Origin of the sequence: Ancylobacter koreensis (assembly GCF_023016525.1) — a bacterium.
Lineage (GTDB): Bacteria > Pseudomonadota > Alphaproteobacteria > Rhizobiales > Xanthobacteraceae > Ancylobacter > Ancylobacter koreensis.
This window is the reverse complement of record NZ_JALKCG010000002.1, coordinates 208,394-224,310: the sequence shown is the minus strand read 5'-3', so window position 1 is coordinate 224,310 and position 15,917 is coordinate 208,394. Positions and strand designations below refer to the sequence as shown.

At 68.5% G+C, this 15,917-nt stretch carries 11 protein-coding genes; 10 read left to right on the top strand and 1 reads right to left on the bottom strand.

The genetic code is table 11. From position 1 onward, the window contains the following. Positions 1–44: 44 nt before the first annotated feature. Genes bcsA through MWN33_RS08160 form a run of 4 tightly spaced genes read left to right on the top strand, consistent with a single transcriptional unit; the run spans position 45 to position 8,504 of the window. The gene (gene bcsA, locus MWN33_RS08175; protein WP_247199997.1) at positions 45–2,252 is read left to right on the top strand and encodes a UDP-forming cellulose synthase catalytic subunit; all 2,208 of its coding nucleotides are present in this window, start codon (positions 45–47) and stop codon (positions 2,250–2,252) included. Between the two features lie 5 nt (positions 2,253–2,257). Next, positions 2,258–5,170, top strand: coding sequence for a cellulose biosynthesis cyclic di-GMP-binding regulatory protein BcsB (locus MWN33_RS08170; protein WP_281493688.1), 2,913 nt, complete (start codon positions 2,258–2,260; stop codon positions 5,168–5,170). Then, positions 5,167–6,219 (top strand): family 8 glycosyl hydrolase, encoded by a 1,053-nt coding sequence (locus MWN33_RS08165; protein WP_247199996.1) that lies wholly within the window; start codon positions 5,167–5,169, stop codon positions 6,217–6,219. The genes MWN33_RS08170 and MWN33_RS08165 overlap by 4 nt, the downstream gene beginning before the upstream one ends. Continuing rightward, a complete protein-coding gene (locus MWN33_RS08160; RefSeq protein ID WP_247199995.1) occupies positions 6,210–8,504 on the top strand; it encodes a YML083C domain-containing protein in 2,295 nt (764 codons plus the stop codon). The genes MWN33_RS08165 and MWN33_RS08160 overlap by 10 nt, the downstream gene beginning before the upstream one ends. Here MWN33_RS08160 and MWN33_RS08155 read toward each other — a convergent pair. Further along, the gene (locus tag MWN33_RS08155; protein WP_247199994.1) at positions 8,501–9,424 is read right to left on the bottom strand and encodes a LysR family transcriptional regulator; all 924 of its coding nucleotides are present in this window, start codon (positions 9,422–9,424) and stop codon (positions 8,501–8,503) included. The two genes, MWN33_RS08160 and MWN33_RS08155, sit on opposite strands and share 4 nt — an antisense overlap. 194 nt (positions 9,425–9,618) lie before the next feature. On the opposite strand from MWN33_RS08155, the gene MWN33_RS08150 reads away from it, so the two are divergent. The 6 genes from MWN33_RS08150 (at position 9,619) to MWN33_RS08125 (ending at position 15,664) form a co-directional block, all read left to right on the top strand. Beyond that, on the top strand, positions 9,619–10,800 hold the full coding sequence (locus MWN33_RS08150; RefSeq protein WP_247200332.1) for an MFS transporter: 1,182 nt from the start codon (positions 9,619–9,621) through the stop codon (positions 10,798–10,800). Positions 10,801–10,830: 30 nt separating this feature from the next. After that, complete coding sequence (locus MWN33_RS08145) at positions 10,831–11,661, top strand: aldo/keto reductase (protein ID WP_247199993.1); 831 nt, start codon at positions 10,831–10,833, stop codon at positions 11,659–11,661. Between the two features lie 119 nt (positions 11,662–11,780). Beyond that, positions 11,781–12,347 (top strand): TetR/AcrR family transcriptional regulator, encoded by a 567-nt coding sequence (locus MWN33_RS08140; RefSeq protein ID WP_247199992.1) that lies wholly within the window; start codon positions 11,781–11,783, stop codon positions 12,345–12,347. Between the two features lie 81 nt (positions 12,348–12,428). Next, positions 12,429–13,607, top strand: a complete 1,179-nt coding sequence (locus tag MWN33_RS08135) for a transporter substrate-binding domain-containing protein (protein WP_247199991.1) — start codon at positions 12,429–12,431, stop codon at positions 13,605–13,607. A 9-nt stretch (positions 13,608–13,616) separates the two neighbouring features. After that, complete coding sequence (locus MWN33_RS08130) at positions 13,617–14,219, top strand: ANTAR domain-containing response regulator (RefSeq protein WP_247199990.1); 603 nt, start codon at positions 13,617–13,619, stop codon at positions 14,217–14,219. A gap of 407 nt (positions 14,220–14,626) precedes the next feature. Further along, complete coding sequence (locus tag MWN33_RS08125) at positions 14,627–15,664, top strand: aliphatic amidase (protein WP_247199989.1); 1,038 nt, start codon at positions 14,627–14,629, stop codon at positions 15,662–15,664. The last annotated feature ends 253 nt before the right edge of the window (positions 15,665–15,917 follow it).

Below are 15,917 nucleotides of genomic sequence, written 5' to 3'. Positions count from 1 at the left end.
CTGAGGTGCTGGTTTCGGCGGGGGCTGAAGAAGCAGGGAAATCGATGCGGAAAGCATGGATCGCCACACTCTGGGCCATTGCGTCCGTGGTGGTTGTATTTCTGATCACGCTGCCGATCAGCCTTCAGGCGCATCTCATCGCCGGCTGCATCGTCGTCGTCGCGATGGCCATACTGAAGACGTTCGGGCCCGCGACGAGCGTGCTGCGCAAGATCGCGCTCGCGCTCGGCACCGCCATCGTGCTGCGTTACGTGTATTGGCGCACCACCAGCACGCTGCCGCCGATCAGCCAGCTCGAAGACTTCATCCCCGGCTTCATGCTGTACCTCGCCGAGATGTACAGCGTCTTCATGCTCTTCCTCAGCCTCTTCGTGGTGTCGGCGCCGATGGCGCCGCGCAAGGCGCCGCCCATTCCGCCCGGCGAGCACCCCACGGTCGATGTGTTCATCCCAACCTATAACGAGGAGCCGGAGCTGCTCGCCTCCACCGTGTCGGCGGCGCTCTCGATGGACTATCCCGCCGACAAGCTGACCATCTGGCTGCTCGACGACGGCGGCTCGGACCAGAAGTGCCAGCAGGACGACCCCGAGAAGGCGGCGGCGGCCATGCAGCGCCGCGCCGATCTCCAGAAGCTGTGCGAGGGCCTCGGGGTCAACTATCTCACCCGCGCCCGCAACGAGCACGCCAAGGCGGGCAACCTCAATAACGGGCTGAAATTCTCCAGCGGCGACCTCGTGGTCGTGTTCGACGCCGACCACGCCCCGACGCGCGACTTCCTGACCAATACGGTCGGCTATTTCCTGCAGGACGAGAACCTGTTTCTCGTGCAGACGCCGCACTTCTTCATCAATCCCGATCCGCTGGAGCGTAATCTCGGCACGTTCGACTTCATGCCGTCCGAGAACGAGATGTTCTACGGCATCATCCAGCGCGGCCTCGACAAATGGGACGCCGCCTTCTTCTGCGGCTCGGCAGCGGTGCTCAGCCGCCGCGCGCTCGGCGAGACCAACGGCTTCTCGGGCATCACCATCACCGAGGACGCGGAGACCGCGCTCGAACTCCACTCGCGCGGCTGGCACTCGATCTATGTCGACAAGCCGATGATCGCCGGCCTGCAACCGGAGACCTTCGCCAGCTTCATCGGCCAGCGCTCGCGCTGGGCGCAGGGCATGATGCAGATCCTGCTGTTCCACTTCCCGCCGGGAAAGCGCGGGCTCACCCTGCCGCAGCGCCTGTGCTACTGCTCCAGCACCTTCTTCTGGCTGTTTTCCTACCCGCGGCTGATGTTCCTCATCTCGCCGCTGTTCTACCTGTTCTTCTCGCTTGAGATCTTCAACGCCTCGGGCGCCGAGTTCCTCGCCTACACCACCACCTACATGATGGTGAACCTGCTGATGCAGAACTACCTCTACGGCCATTACCGATGGCCGTGGGTGTCGGAGATCTACGAGTACATCCAGGCCGTCTATCTGATGCCGGCCATCATCTCGGTGCTCGCCAACCCGAACAAGCCGACCTTCAATGTGACCGCCAAGGGCGAGACGATGGACGAGGGCCATGTCTCCGAGATCGGCCGGCCCTTCTTCATCATCTTCGGCATCCTGCTGATCGGCGTCGGGGTGACCGGCTGGCGGCTGGTCACCGAGCCGTTCAACCACGACATCATCGTGGTGGTGGGCGGCTGGAACCTGCTCAACCTGCTGCTGGCCGGCTGCGCGCTCGGCGTGGTGTCGGAGCGCCGCAACCGCCGCCGCTCGCATCGCGTCGACCTGCTGCGCCGCTGCGATATCCTCGTCGACGGCGAGGCCTACGCGGCAACCATCGACGACGGTTCGCTGGGCGGCGCGCGGGTGCGCCCCGCCGCCAATGTCGTGCTGCCGGAGCTGGAGCGCGGGCGCGTGGTCAGCCTGCGCTTCCGCCCGCTCGCCGAGAACATCCCCATCGACACGCTGCCCGTGACCATCCGCAATGTCGAGCGCACGGCCGACGGACTGCTGATCGGCTGCCAGTTCCAGCCCGACCAGCCGCTGCACTACCGGCTGATCGCCGACCTCATCTTCGCCAATTCCAACGAGTGGAAGAAATTCCAGGATTCGCGCCGCACCAATCCCGGTGTACTGCTTGGGACGATACGATTCGTGCGCACGGCGATCTTCCAGACGGGACGCGGCCTGTCCTATCTGATCCACCTGCAGAAGCTCTGGCGCGAAAGGCGCCGCCGCCCGGTGCTGGCGCCGGCGAAACGCGGATGACGACGATGGGTGCATTCATTCGCCTCACCGCCGCCGGCCTGCTGCTCGCGCTCGCCTTCTTTACCGATCTTCTCCCGGCCCCCGCCTTCGCCCAGATTTCGGCGGGCCAGGGCACCGGCTTCTCGATGACGCCACCGATGCCGGCCGAGGGCGACAAGGGGAGCAAGCAGGGCGGCCCGCCGCCGGTCTCCATCCCCATGACGCTGCCTTCGGGCAATGCGTCGGGCGGCGCCCCGGCCAGCCCTCCGGGCGCCCAGCCCGACAATGCGCCCGCGACGGCGCCGGGCTACGCCGACGAACCGGCCGCCGCTCCGCCCGAGCGCACCTTCGCCGTGCCATCGCTGCCGCCGCTGCAGCCGAGCACCTCCTCCACGCCCTTCGCCATGCCGGGTGGGGGGATGCCGGGCGGGGGCACGCCCGCTCCGGCCCGGCCGGCCGCCCCGGCGGCCGCGCCGGACTGGATTCCCGCTCCCCCGGCTTCCACCGCGCAGCTCCCGCCCGAGCCGGCCGCCCCGCCCGCAGCCTCGCCTTCGGCACCCGCTGCACCGCTGCCCGCACCCAACTTCGCGCTGCCCGCCGCGCCCAGCGCGCCGCCCTCCACCGCCGCGCCGTTCCAGATGGTGCCCGGCCAGCCCGCCCCGGCTCCCGCACCCGTCGCCACGGCAGCACGGCCGGCCGGCCCCCGGCAGCCGGACCGCTTCATCATTCCCCAGCGGCGCATGATCTTCGCCGGCGAGGTCGCCTCGCGCGCCTGGGTGATCTACGCGACGCAGGAGGAGGCCAACCGCGCCTCCAGCTTCCTGCTCAGCTACCTCTCCTCGGTCGTGGTGATGCCGGAGACCTCGCGCATCCGCGTGAGCATCAACGGCCAGCCGGTCATCGAGCGGGCCATCGCCGCCTCGCAGGAGCCGGCGCATTTCGAGGCCCCGATCCAGCGCGGCACGCTGCGTCCCGGCGCCAATATCGTGCGCATCGACGTCGTGCAGCGCCACCGCACCGACTGCGCGGTGACGGCCACCTACGAGCTGTGGACCGAAATCAACAATGAGGGCACCGGCATCTCCTTCACCGGCGGACAGCCACCGCTCTCCGGCGGCCTCGACGACATCGCCTCGGTCGGCGTCGACCGCTTCGGCGTGACCCCGATCCGCCTCGTCACCCCCGGCCCGATCGAAGGCGGCGGCAGCACGCGCGTGCTGCGCGCGGTGCAGGGGCTGGCGGTGCGCGGCCAGTTCCCCAATCCCACCGTCTCGGTCGGCGACAGCCAGCCCGGCCCGACGCCGAAGGGCGGTCTGACGGTGGTGGTCGGCACCGCCTCCGAACTGCCCCGGCTGATGGCCTCGGTGCCGAACGAAGCGCGCCAGCGCCCCATCACCACGCTGATCGAGGACGACCGCTTCGGCGCGCCGACGCTGGTGATCTCCGGCCCGACGCCCGCCGATGTCGACCGCGCCATCGACCGGCTGAACGCCATCTCCATCCCGCAGAACAATGCGGTCAGCACCTCGACCGTGTTCGCCCCCGACGCGCCGATGTTCACCGGCGCGCGTTCGATCCGGCTGGCCGATCTCGGCGTGTCGACGCAGGAGTTCTCCGGCCGGCGCTTCCGCATCGAGTTCCAGATCGCGCTTCCCGACGATTTCTACGCGCAGGCCTATGGCCGGGCGAGGCTGCTGGTGGACGCCGCCTTCACCGCCGCCGTGCGGCCCGGCAGCCATCTCGACGTCTATGTGAACGAGCAGATCGCCTCGAACCTGCCGATCACCACCAGCGGCGGCGGCCTTCTGCAGAACGAGCCGATGCAGATCCCGCTGCGCAATTTCCGCCCCGGCGTGAACCACATCTGGCTGGAAGTGGTGCTCGACACCGAATCCGACGCCCGCTGCCTGCCCGGCGCCACGCTGCCGGCCGAGGACCGCTTCGTGCTGTTCGATTCCACCGAGTTCGCGATGGACGATTTCGCGCGCATCGGCCGGCTGCCGGACCTCGCCGCCTTCGCCGCGGCCGCCTTCCCCTACAATCTCGACGACAACCCGCTGGCGGTGGTGCTGGCGCGGCAGGATTCGGCGACCCTCGCCGCCGCCGCCACGCTGATCTCGCGCCTCGCCCTCGCCAACGGCACGCCGCTGGCGATCGACGCCTCGCCTGCCTCGGCGACGCTCGGCGACCGCAACACCATCTTCGTCGGCGGCATCGACTACATTTCGCCGGGGATTCTCGACCAGGTCGGCGTCGCCGAGAATGTGCGCTCGAAATGGGTCGTCTCGGCCGACGAGCCGGAGGGGAATGCGAACCGCGACGAGTATGACAACGTGCTCCAGCGCTTCCGCCAGCGGCAGGTCGGCGAGGAGACGCCGTCCGCCGCCGCTGCAACGCGAGAGAGCGAGAACACGCCCGAGATCTACCAGCGCTGGCGCGACAACGTGCACGGCCGCAACAATGTCTACGGCCTGCTGGAGGGCTTCGAGCGCTGGCTGCAGAGCACCTTCTCGATCAGCTTCGATTCGCTGCGCATTCAGGAAGGCCGGCGCAGCTATTTCGAACCGCCGCCGCGCACCTCGGTGCTGATGGCGCAGGCGATGAACCCGTCGGGCAACTCCGCCTGGACCATGGTCGCCGGCCGCACGCCCGAATCGCTCGCCGCCGCCATGCCCCGCTTCACCTCCGATGGCGTGTGGAACCGGGTGGGCGGGCAGGCCGTCGCCTATCAGGTGGCGTCCGGCGACATCGACCGGCGCGACATACGCAGCTTCCAGTTCATCATCACCCAGCCGCTGACCATCGGCAATTTCCGCATGATCGCGGCCAACTGGCTGTCCATCAACATCGTGCCCTATGCGCTGATGCTGCTGTGCGCCGGCACGCTTCTGGGCATCGCGACCGCCCTCCTGCTGCGCCGGCTGGGGCGCCCGACATGATGCGGGCGCTGCTGGCCGCCCTGCTGCTCCTCGCCTGCGCCAGCCTACCGGTCCGCGCCCAGTCCGCCATCCAGATACCGGCGCCTGCCTGGGCCGCCTATATGGAGCGATTCGTCGAGGACAGCGGGCGGGTCGTCGACGGCGCCAATGGCGGCATCAGCCACAGCGAGAGTCAAGGTTACGGAATGCTTCTGGCCCTTTTAGCAGGTGACAGAAGCAACTTCGAACGCATATGGAGTTTTACACGGACGGAATTACTGATTCGCGACGATGGACTCGCGGCATGGCGTTGGGACCCGAACTCCACACCTCACGTCACCGACGTAAATGCGGCGAGCGATGGGGATCTGTTGATCGCCTATGCGCTGGCGAGGGCCGGAGCCGCGTGGAATATTCCGCCCTATATCGAATCCGCGCGGAAAATCGCCCGCTCCATCGGTCAGAAGCTGATCGTCATTTCCGGCAACCGCAAGATTCTGCTGCCCGGCGTCAATGGTTTCTCGGAAAGCGACCGGCCCGACGGGCCGGTGCTGAATCTCTCCTACTGGATATTCGAGACGTTTCCAGTCATGGCGCGTCTGGCGCCGGAATTCGACTGGGCGGGCGTCACCAATACCGGACTGGAACTTCTGGGCATCGCCCAGCTCGGCCCCGCGCGGCTACCGCCGGACTGGATCTCGGCGCCGCCGGGCAAGCCGGTAACGCTGGCGGAGGGGTTCCCCCCGGTCTTTGGTTACAATTCGTTAAGGATATCTCTTTACCTTTTGCGTGCAGGGATCGACAACACGGCATTACAGGAACCATTCCGGCGGAACTGGCTGATCGAGAACGGGGGAACCCCGGCGATCGTCGACATACCCACCGGACGCGTGCTCACGCGACTGACCGAACCGGGCTATCGGATGCTCGGCGCGGTTCTGGCATGTGCTCTGAATGCCACCCCGATCCCGGAAGACCTACGGCGGTTTGAGCCAACGCTCTATTACCCGTCGACACTGTATCTACTGGGCTGGGCGCTGGTCGCGGAGCGATACCCGAGATGTCTTTGAAGAGAGCCATTCTGCTGGTCATGCTCGGGGGCGCCGTCGTCCCCGCGATCGGCCAGCAGATCGAGCTCCCCGGCCGTGGCACCGACGCCGGAAACGCTTCCCGCCCCAAGGTCGACGAGACCGCGCTGCGCTACTTCGCCTCCCAGGGCGACACGCGCCGCCTCGAAGCCGAAATCGCCCGCCTGCGCGCCCTCTACCCGGACTGGACCCCGCCGGACGACCTGTTCGGCCCGCAGACCGACGTCGAGCTCCAGCGCATGTGGAAGCTCTATGCCGAGGGCAAGTATGGCGACGTGCGCAGCGCCATCTCCATGCGCCAGGCCTCCGATCCGTCGTGGCAGCCGCCGCCGGACCTGGTCGCCCGCCTCACCGAGGCCGAGAACCGCCGCCGCCTGATCAACGCCTCCGACGCCGAGCAGTGGAACACCGTGCTGCGCCTCGCCACCGATGCGCCCGGCATGCTCACCTGCATGAACATCGACATTCTCTGGCGCGTCGCCGAGGCGTTCGCCAAGACCGACCAGACCGCCCGCGCGGTCGACGCCTACACCTATGTGCTGAACAACTGCAACGACGCCGGCGAGCGCCTCGCCACCGTGCAGAAGGCGATGCCGCTGCTGACCGACGACCAGATCCAGACGCTGCTCAAGCTGGAGCGCAAGGACGACGCCGGCAACCCGGAATTCGCCGCGCTGCGCGACGACCTGATCCGCCGCCGCATGGGCCACGCGGCCGAGAACCCGGAATATTCGGTGCCCGATTCCGACATCAAGCGGATGGAGGAACTGGCGCGCAAGGAGACCACGCCGGGCGACCCGCTGTTGCTCGGCTGGTACCTGTTCCGCCATGACGAGGCCTCGCGCGCGCTCGAATGGTTCAAGCTGGCGCTCGACCGCAAGGGCGGCCCGAAGTCGGCGGAAGGCTATGTGCTGGCGCTGAACTTCCTCGGCCGTTCGCTGGAAGCCGAGCCGATCGCCTATGAGTGGCGCAACGCGGCGCCCGAGAACAACAAGGCCTATCTCGACGTCGTCATCGCTCTGCTGACCGCCGATCCGCCCCCGGTGCTCGACGAGATCGTGCTCTCGCGCTTCAGCCCGGTGGTGATGCGCGACAAATACGTGCCGGGCGCGCAGGCGCTGGGCTGGTACGCCTACAATACCGGGCAGATCGTCACCGCCCAGTCCTGGTTCGAGACCGCGCTGAACTGGGACCCGAATGACGAGCCCTCCGCCTACGGCCTCGCCCTCACCTACTGGCGCCTGCGTGACATCGCCCGCGTCAACGCGATGGTGCAGAGCTGGGGTCCGCGCTCCGAGCGCATCGTCGCCCTGGTCGACCCGGCCGTCCGGGCCCGGCTGGAGGCGCGCAACGCCCAAACCAGTCTCGCCGGGCTGCGCATTGACCCGCTGGTCGCCGCCGCCGCCCGCCTCACGCCGACCCCGAGCCTGCAGCCGCCCCCGCTCGGCGCGCCGATGGCCGGTAATGCCCGCGCCTACCAGCAGGGCGCCGCCACCGGCTTCGTGCCGCTGCCGGGTGCCAGCCAGTACGGCCAGACGCAGTTCCAGCCCGTCCCGCAGGCCGGCGGCGTGCCCTCCTCCGCCCTCGCCTACCAGCAGCAGGCGGGCGGGCTGCCCGGCACCACCATCTTCCCTGCGGGCTCGGGCCTGCCGGCCCAGCCCTCCTATTCCGGCCAGTATGCGCAGGCCGGCGACCTCGACGCGGTGCCCACCCCGCGCCGGCGTCCGACCGCCCGCTCCGTCGCCCGCACCGGCAACACGCAGCCCGAAACCACCAGCAGCGCGGCCAGTGCCGCCGTGGCGCGCGGCTGGCGCCTGATGGACCTCGACCGTCCGATGGAAGCGGTGAAGGCCTTCGACGAGGGGCTGGCGCGCGGCACCGGCCGCGTCTCCGAGGACGCCGCCTACGGCAAGTCGCTCGCCTATCTGCGCATGGGCATGACCAACCGCGCCCAGGCCGCCGCGCTGGAAGCGCCGCAGAATCCGCGCCGTGCCGTCCAGCTCAGCGGTGACCTGCTCGCCCAGCGCGCGCTCGCCGCCTACAAGGACAAGCGCTACGTCGAAGCGCTCATCGCCCTCGACGAGCGCTCGCGCATCGCGCCCGAACAGCAGGACCTGATGGTCATGCGCGCCTGGTGCTACTTCAAGATCCGCGACCTGCGCTCGGCCGAGCGCATCTTCCGGGCGCTGGAACTGCAGGGCAACACAGAAGGCCGCAACGGCATCAACGCCATCGACCAGGAAACCCGCAAGGTGCGCAGCGGCTAGCCTGCCGCTGCCGGCTCCTGGCGGTGGCCGATGCGCGCCACCAGGAAGTCGACGAAGGCGCGTATGCGGGCGACGAGATGATCGTGCCCGAGAAAGACCGCGTGCAGCATCTCGATGTCGCGCCCGTTATACGTCTCCAGCACCGGCACCAGACGGCCGGCGCGGATCTCCGGCTCGGCGACATAGCGGGCAATACGGGCGAGGCCCAGCCCGTCGAGCGCAAGGCGCCGCACCATGGAGCCGCTGTTCCCCTCCAGATTTCCCGACACCGCCACCGCATAGGCCTCGCCCGTCGCCGGGTCGACGAAGGGCCAGTCGTCCATGGAACGGCGGAAGTTGAAGCGCAGGCAGTTGTGGCCGGTGAGTTCCTGCGGCGTCTGCGGCGTACCGTGGCGGGCGAGATAGGCGGGCGAGGCCACCACGACGCGCCGGCTCTCCAGCACCTTGCGCGCCTTCAGCGTCGAATCGCGCAGCGGCCCGGCGCGCAGCGCGATATCGGCCCGTTCCGCCACGAGATCGATCACCTCGTCGGTAAGCGACAGGTCAAGCTGCACCTCGGGATAGAGGGCGAGGAATTCCGGCACCAGCGGCACGAGGCACAGTTCGCCGAAACCGACCGTGGCGCTCACCCGCAGCCGGCCGCGCGGCACGGCGGCCGCACCGGCGGCGATCTGCCGTTCCGCCTCCTCGATCTCGGCAAGGATGCGCCGGGCCCGCGCCGCATAAGCCTCGCCCTCCGGCGTCAGTACGATGGCGCGGGTGGAACGCACCAGAAGCCGCGCGCCGAGCCGCTCCTCCAGCCGCGTCACCAGCTTGCTGACCGCCGAGGGCGACAGGCCGAGCCGGCGCCCGGCGGCGGAAAAGCTGCCGCGATCCACCGCCTCGACCAGCACCTGCATCTCGCCCGCGCGATTGTCCATGCGCTCCTCCGCACCCGCACACCGGCGCATCTGTGAACTGACTTCACATCTATTGGTCCGACATATGCGCTTCCCGCGCAAGCCGGCTCCCCTCATATTCGGCGTAACCTGCCGGCTGCCGGCACCCGTCACACCCTCGTCGCCGCGCCCTGTACGGGCCGCAGGCGCGGAGTCCCGTCATGTCCTTCGCCAGAATGCCGCTCGCGCTTTTCGCGCTCACCATCGCCGCCTATGCCATCGGCACCACGGAGTTCGTCATCGTCGGGCTGCTGCCGACCGTGGCGGCCGATCTTCACATCGACCTGCCGCTCGCCGGCCTCATCGTCAGCGTCTATGCGCTTGGCGTCACCTTCGGCGCGCCGGTGCTCACCGCGCTCACCGGGCGGGTCCCGCGCAAGCCTCTCCTGATGGGCCTGATGGCGCTGTTCGTCGCCGGCAATGCCGCCGCCGCGCTCAGCCCGAGTTACGAGACGCTGCTCGTCGCCCGGGTGCTCTCCGCCTTCGCCCATGGCGTGTTCTTCTCGGTCGGCGCAACCATCGCCGCCGACCTCGTGCCGGCCGACCGGCGGGCCTCGGCCATCGCGCTGATGTTCATGGGGCTGACGGTCGCCATCGTCACCGGCGTGCCGCTCGGCACCTTCATCGGCCAGAGCTTCGGCTGGCGCGCGACCTTCTGGGCGGTGTCGGGCCTTGGCGTCGTCGCCTTCCTCGCCATCGCCGCGCTGCTGCCCGCCAGCCTGTCGCGCCCCGCCCCGGCCCGGCTTCTCGACCAGCTTCGCGTGCTCGGCTCGGGCCGCCTGCTCATCGTCTATGGCATGACCGCGCTCGGCTATGGCGGCACCTTCGTCGCCTTCACCTATCTCGCCTCGATCCTCGAACACATCACCGGCTTCGCCGCGTCGAGCGTCAGCCTGCTGCTCGTGGTCTACGGGCTCGCCATCGCGGCCGGCAATATCGCCGGCGGCAAGGTCGCCGACCGCGACCCGGTGCGCGCGCTCACCCTCATCTTCCTGGCGCAGGCGCTGGTGCTGGCGCTGTTCACCTTCACCGCCGTTTCGCCCTGGCTCACCCTGCCGACGCTGGCCGCGCTCGGCTTCCTGTCCTTCGCCAATGTGCCGGGCCTGCAGATCTATGTCGTCGAGCTGGCGAAGAAGGTGCGCCCCGGCGCGGTCGACGTCGCCTCGGCGCTCAACATCGCCGCCTTCAACCTCGGCATCGCCATCGGCGCCTGGGTCGGCGGGCTGGTCGTCGCCTCCCCGCTGGGGCTCGGCGCGACGCCCTGGGTCGGCGCCCTCCTCGTTGCCGGCGCGCTCGGACTGACTATCTGGAGCGGGATGCTCGATCGCCGCGAGACTCTGGCGCTGCGCACCGCCTGAGCCGCCGGCCTCATTCTTCAGGAGATTTCCATGCAGAACCTCGTCAGCGCCAATGGCGCGAAAATTCCCGCGCTGGGCTACGGCACCTTCCGCCTGCCCGGCCCCGACACGCTGCGCATGGTGCCCCATGTGCTCAAGCTCGGCTTCCGCCACATCGACACCGCGCAGATCTACGGCAACGAGGCCGAGGTCGGCGAGGGCATCGCCCGCTCGGGCGTCAAGCGCGCCGACATCTTCCTCACCACCAAGGTGTGGGTCGACAAATATGGCCGCGACGCCCTGATCGCCTCGGTCGACGAGAGCCTCAGCAAGCTTAAGACCGACTATGTCGACCTGCTGCTGCTGCACTGGCCGGCCGGCCAGCCTCTGCCCGAACCGGTGGCCGCGCTCAACGAGGTCGTGAAGGCCGGCAAGGTGCGCCATATCGGCGTGTCGAACTTCAACGTCGCGCAGATGAAGGAGGCCATCGCGCTGAGCGAAGCCCCGCTCGTCACCAATCAGGTCGAGTACCACCCCTATCTCGACCAGAGCCCGGTGATCGGCGCCGCCCGCGCCGCCGGCCTGTCGGTGACGGCCTATTACGCCATGGCGGACGGCAAGGTGTTCACCGATCCCGTGCTGAAGGACATCGCCGCCGCCCATGGGAAGAGCGTCGCCCAGACCGTGCTGCGCTGGGTGATCCAGCAGGACGGGCTGGTGGCGCTGTCCAAGACCGCCGGCGAGGAGCGTGCCGCCGAGAACCTCGCCATCTTCGACTTCGAACTGTCGCCGCAGGAGATGGCGGCGATCCATGGGCTGGCGCGGCCCGACGGGCGCATCGTCAGCCCGGCCCGCCTCGCCCCGGAATGGGACGCCGCCTGACGCACGACGATGTGCACGGCCGGAGCGCCATCCCGCCGGCGCTCCGGTTCATTTCTGATCATCATCAGGTATACTTCGCGGCCGCGCGGGAACGGCGCGGCCACGAAGGAGACACTTCATTGCGGGTCACGAAAACCAAGGTCGCCGAGCACCGCCGCTCCATCCTGTCCTCCGCCTCGCGGCTGTTCCGCGAGCGCGGCTTCAGGGATGTCGGCGTCGCCGAGATCATGCAGGCGAGCGGCCTCACCCACGGCGCCTTCTACGGCCATTTCCGCTCCAAGGCGGACCTTGCGGACGAGGCCTGCCGCGACGCCTGCGCCGAGGGGCTGGAGCGCTGGCTGAAATCCGCCGACCTCACCGAGATTCTCGACCGCTATCTCACCACCGCCCATCGCGACGACCCGGCCGGCGGCTGCGCCCTCTCCGCGCTCGGCCCTGAGGTGGCGCGCCAGTCTGCGGACCTGCAGAAGGGCTATGCGCAGGGGCTGAAAAGCTTCATCGCCGCGCTGGAGCGGCACATGAAAGGCGAAACGCCGGAAGAGCGGCACCGTCAGGCGGTGGCGACCATGGCCTCAATGATCGGCGCCCTCACCATGGCGCGCGGCGTCGCCGCCGGCGATCCCGAGATGTCGGCCGATATCCTCGATATCGTGTGCCGCCAACTCTCCCGCTCCTCCGGCGTCTGAGGCAAACGCCGTATTGCGCGCCTTGCGCCCGCCCGTCCACATGGTCCGCATGTGGTTCGGGTGCCGGAGTGCGTTGCGGGCATGACGTTCGATTCTTCGGTGGGCAGTTCGTCCGCGCGGCCCTGGCGCATCGGGGTGCTGTTCTCCGCCACCGGGGTGACGGCGGCGGTCGAGACCTCGCAGCTCGGCGGCACGCTGCTCGCCATCGACGAGATCAACGAGGCCGGCGGCGTGCTCGGCCGCCCGGTCGAAGCGGTGGTCTACGATCCCGCCTCCGATCCGAAATCCTTCCGCCGCTACGCCGAGAAGCTGCTCGCCGAGGACGGCGTGCGGCTCATTTTCGGCTGCTACATGTCCTCCACCCGCAAGGCAATTCTGCCGGTGGTCGAGGCCGGGCGGGGGCTGCTGTTCTACCCGACCCTCTATGAGGGCTTCGAATATTCCCGCCACTGCATCTACACCGGGGCGGCGCCGAACCAGAATTCGATCCAGCTCGCCAAGTACCTGCTGGGCACCTATGGCAACCGCTTCTTCATGATCGGCTCGAACTACGTGTTCCCCTACGAGTCGAACCGCATCATGAGCGATTTCGTCATCCAGTCGCGGGGCAAGGTGCTCGACGAGGTGTATGTCCCGCTCGGCGCCGGCCCGGAGGAGTTCGCGCGCGTGATGGCGCGGGTGCGCAAGGCGGCGCCCGACGTGATCTTTTCCACCGTCGTCGGCTCGGACACCGCCACCCTCTATGAGGCGCACCGCGCCGCCGGGCTCGATGCCGCGACGCTTCCCATCGCCAGCCTCACCACCGGCGAGGCCGAGGTGGCGCTGATGTCGCCCGAAGCGGCGGCCGGCCACATCACCGCCGCCCCCTTCTTCGAGACGCTGGCGACGCCCGCGGCCCGCCGCTTCGTCGCCGCCTTCCGGCGCCGCAACGGCGAGGCCGCGCCCGTCACCGCCGCCGCCGAGGCGGCCTATTTCCAGGTGCACCTCGCCATGCGCGCGCTGGCCAGGGCGGGCACGGACGCGCCCGACCAGCTTCTGAGCCAGCTTCACGACAGCGAGTTCGACGCGCCGCAGGGCCGCGTGCGCATCGACGCCCAGAACAACCACACCTTCCTGTGGCCGCGCGTCGCGCGCCTCGACGCCAAGGGGCAGTTCCAGATCGTCTGGAACCCCGGCACGCGGGTGAAGCCCGATCCTTATTGCGTGGTGCAGAGCCTCGACGACTGGTCGGCGGACGGCCTGCCCGGCGGAGCGGGGTGAGGCGGCGCGATGGCGATCCAGATCCTCAAGGATTTGCGCGGCCTGCGGGTCCACGTCATCCACCCGCCGGACGAGGAGCGCACCAGCCTCACGGAACATCTGCGCCGCATCGGCTGCAGCGTCGAGACCACGTGGCCGGTGCCGGCCGACTGGCCCGCCGCCGACATCGTGCTGCTCGCCATCGAGCAGGACGCGCGGGCCGAGATCGTCCGGCTGCTGAAAAGCGACCCGCACAGCCGTCCGACCCTGATCGCCGTGGTCGGCTACGAGAATCCCTCGACGCTGCAGCTCGTGCTGGAATCGGGCGCGGTCGCCGTGGTGGAGCGGCCGATCCGCCCCTTCGGCCTGCTCACCAACCTCACCATCGCCCGCAGCCTATGGCTGGAGCGCGAGGAAGCGAGAAAGCGCTTCGCCAAGCTGGAGCGCAAGCTCTCCGGCATCCAGAAGATCCAGAAGGCCAAGTCGATCCTGATGGAGAACCAGGGGCTGAGCGAGGAGGAGGCCTATCAGAGCATCCGCCGGCAGGCGATGGCCAAGCGCGTGCCGATGGAGGACATGGCGGTTTCCATCATCAACGCGGCAGAGCTGCTGAATTTCCGCCCGCGCAGCTAGATGCGCGGCGGCCGGCGGCCGCGCGTCACGGGGCGTGCCGCATCGGCAACACCGGTATTTGCCGGGGGTGCACAGGCCATGTCGGAGGCGCTCCGCGCTTGAACTGGTCCCGGCGCGATGATTAGATGCCGGGCATGGACGCTTTGCGGGCACATCGCCGCGCGAGGCGTCATTTGCCCGGTCACCAAGGCCGTTGATCGGGTGCGGCGGTGTAGCCCGGAAGGCTCGCGAGAGCCTGTCGGGCTTTTTTTGTGCCTTCGCTCCGGCGGGACAGCGCGGTTCCGCCCGCTCCGTGCGCAGCCCCGGCCGGCGAGCCTGTCCGCCGCCGACATGACCCATTCCCCAGAAACGCAATGGCGCGGCCGCTTGCGAAAGCACCGTCGCGCCCACCCAAGGAGAACTCACCCATGCATCACGGCGACGTTTCCAGCAGCAAGGACACGGTCGGCGTAGCCGTCGTGAACTACAAGATGCCCCGGCTGCACAGCAAGGCCGAGGTTCTCGACAATGCCCGCAAGATCGCCGACATGATCGTCGGCATGAAGACCGGCCTGCCGGGCATGGACCTGGTGATCTTCCCGGAATATTCGACCCACGGAATCATGTACGATTCCAAGGAGATGTACGAGACGGCCTCGACCGTGCCGGGCGACGAGACGGAAATCTTCGCCGAGGCCTGCCGCAAGGCGAAGGTGTGGGGCGTGTTCTCGCTCACCGGCGAGCGCCATGAGGAGCACCCGAACAAGGCGCCCTACAACACGCTCATCCTGATGAACGACAAGGGCGAGATCGTCCAGAAGTACCGCAAGATCATGCCCTGGGTGCCGATCGAGGGCTGGTATCCCGGCAACTGCACCTATGTCTCGGAAGGCCCCAAGGGCCTGAAAATCTCGCTCATCATCTGCGACGACGGCAATTATCCCGAAATCTGGCGCGACTGCGCGATGAAGGGCGCCGAGCTGATCGTGCGCTGCCAGGGCTACATGTACCCGGCCAAGGAGCAGCAGATCCTGATGTCGAAGGCCATGGCCTTCGCCAACAACTCCTATGTGGCGGTCGCCAACGCCGCCGGCTTCGACGGCGTCTATTCCTATTTCGGCCATTCGGCGATCATCGGCTTCGACGGCCGCACGCTCGGCGAATGCGGCGAGGAGGAGTACGGCATCCAGTACGCCGCGCTCTCCACCTCGCTCATCCGCGACGCCCGCAAGAACATGCAGTCGGAGAACCACCTCTTCAAGCTGGTGCACCGCGGCTATACCGGCCTGATCAATTCCGGCGAGGGTGACAAGGGCGTCGCCGCCTGCCCCTACGACTTCTACGCCAAGTGGATCGCCGACCCGGAGGGCACGCGCGAGATGGTGGAATCCTTCACCCGCTCGACCGTCGGCACCGAGGAATGCCCCATCGAGGGCATCCCCAACCCCGAGACCACGCATCGGTGAGCGGCATCGACCTTCCGTCGTCCTCCCGGCCGGAGCGCAGCGAAGCGAAGCGCCGGGAGCGCGCCCCGAATGCACAGCCGGGTCCAGCGATGGATCCGGCTGCGCGTTTCCGATCGGCCGATCGTCGGCCGGCGTATTCGGCCGCGTGGGCGCGCGACGACGAGACCCGGCGTTGCGCGTCGAGGACTTCGGCGACTGCCGAAGTCCTCGCGCCAAGCCTTCGCGCCAAGCCTTCTCGCAAAGCCTTCTCGCC

What these genes read in the sequence shown, in the direction of transcription:
- MWN33_RS08155 (WP_247199994.1), bottom strand. Translation starts at nt 9,424, where the DNA reads ATGGACAATCGCGCGGGCGAGATGCAGGTGCTGGTCGAGGCGGTGGAT.
- MWN33_RS08130 (WP_247199990.1), top strand. Translation starts at nt 13,617, where the DNA reads ATGGCGATCCAGATCCTCAAGGATTTGCGCGGCCTGCGGGTCCACGTC.
- MWN33_RS08165 (WP_247199996.1), top strand. Translation starts at nt 5,167, where the DNA reads ATGATGCGGGCGCTGCTGGCCGCCCTGCTGCTCCTCGCCTGCGCCAGC.
- MWN33_RS08170 (WP_281493688.1), top strand. Translation starts at nt 2,258, where the DNA reads ATGGGTGCATTCATTCGCCTCACCGCCGCCGGCCTGCTGCTCGCGCTC.
- bcsA (WP_247199997.1), top strand. Translation starts at nt 45, where the DNA reads ATGCGGAAAGCATGGATCGCCACACTCTGGGCCATTGCGTCCGTGGTG.
- MWN33_RS08150 (WP_247200332.1), top strand. Translation starts at nt 9,619, where the DNA reads ATGCCGCTCGCGCTTTTCGCGCTCACCATCGCCGCCTATGCCATCGGC.
- MWN33_RS08145 (WP_247199993.1), top strand. Translation starts at nt 10,831, where the DNA reads ATGCAGAACCTCGTCAGCGCCAATGGCGCGAAAATTCCCGCGCTGGGC.
- MWN33_RS08125 (WP_247199989.1), top strand. Translation starts at nt 14,627, where the DNA reads ATGCATCACGGCGACGTTTCCAGCAGCAAGGACACGGTCGGCGTAGCC.
- MWN33_RS08135 (WP_247199991.1), top strand. Translation starts at nt 12,429, where the DNA reads ATGACGTTCGATTCTTCGGTGGGCAGTTCGTCCGCGCGGCCCTGGCGC.
- MWN33_RS08160 (WP_247199995.1), top strand. Translation starts at nt 6,210, where the DNA reads ATGTCTTTGAAGAGAGCCATTCTGCTGGTCATGCTCGGGGGCGCCGTC.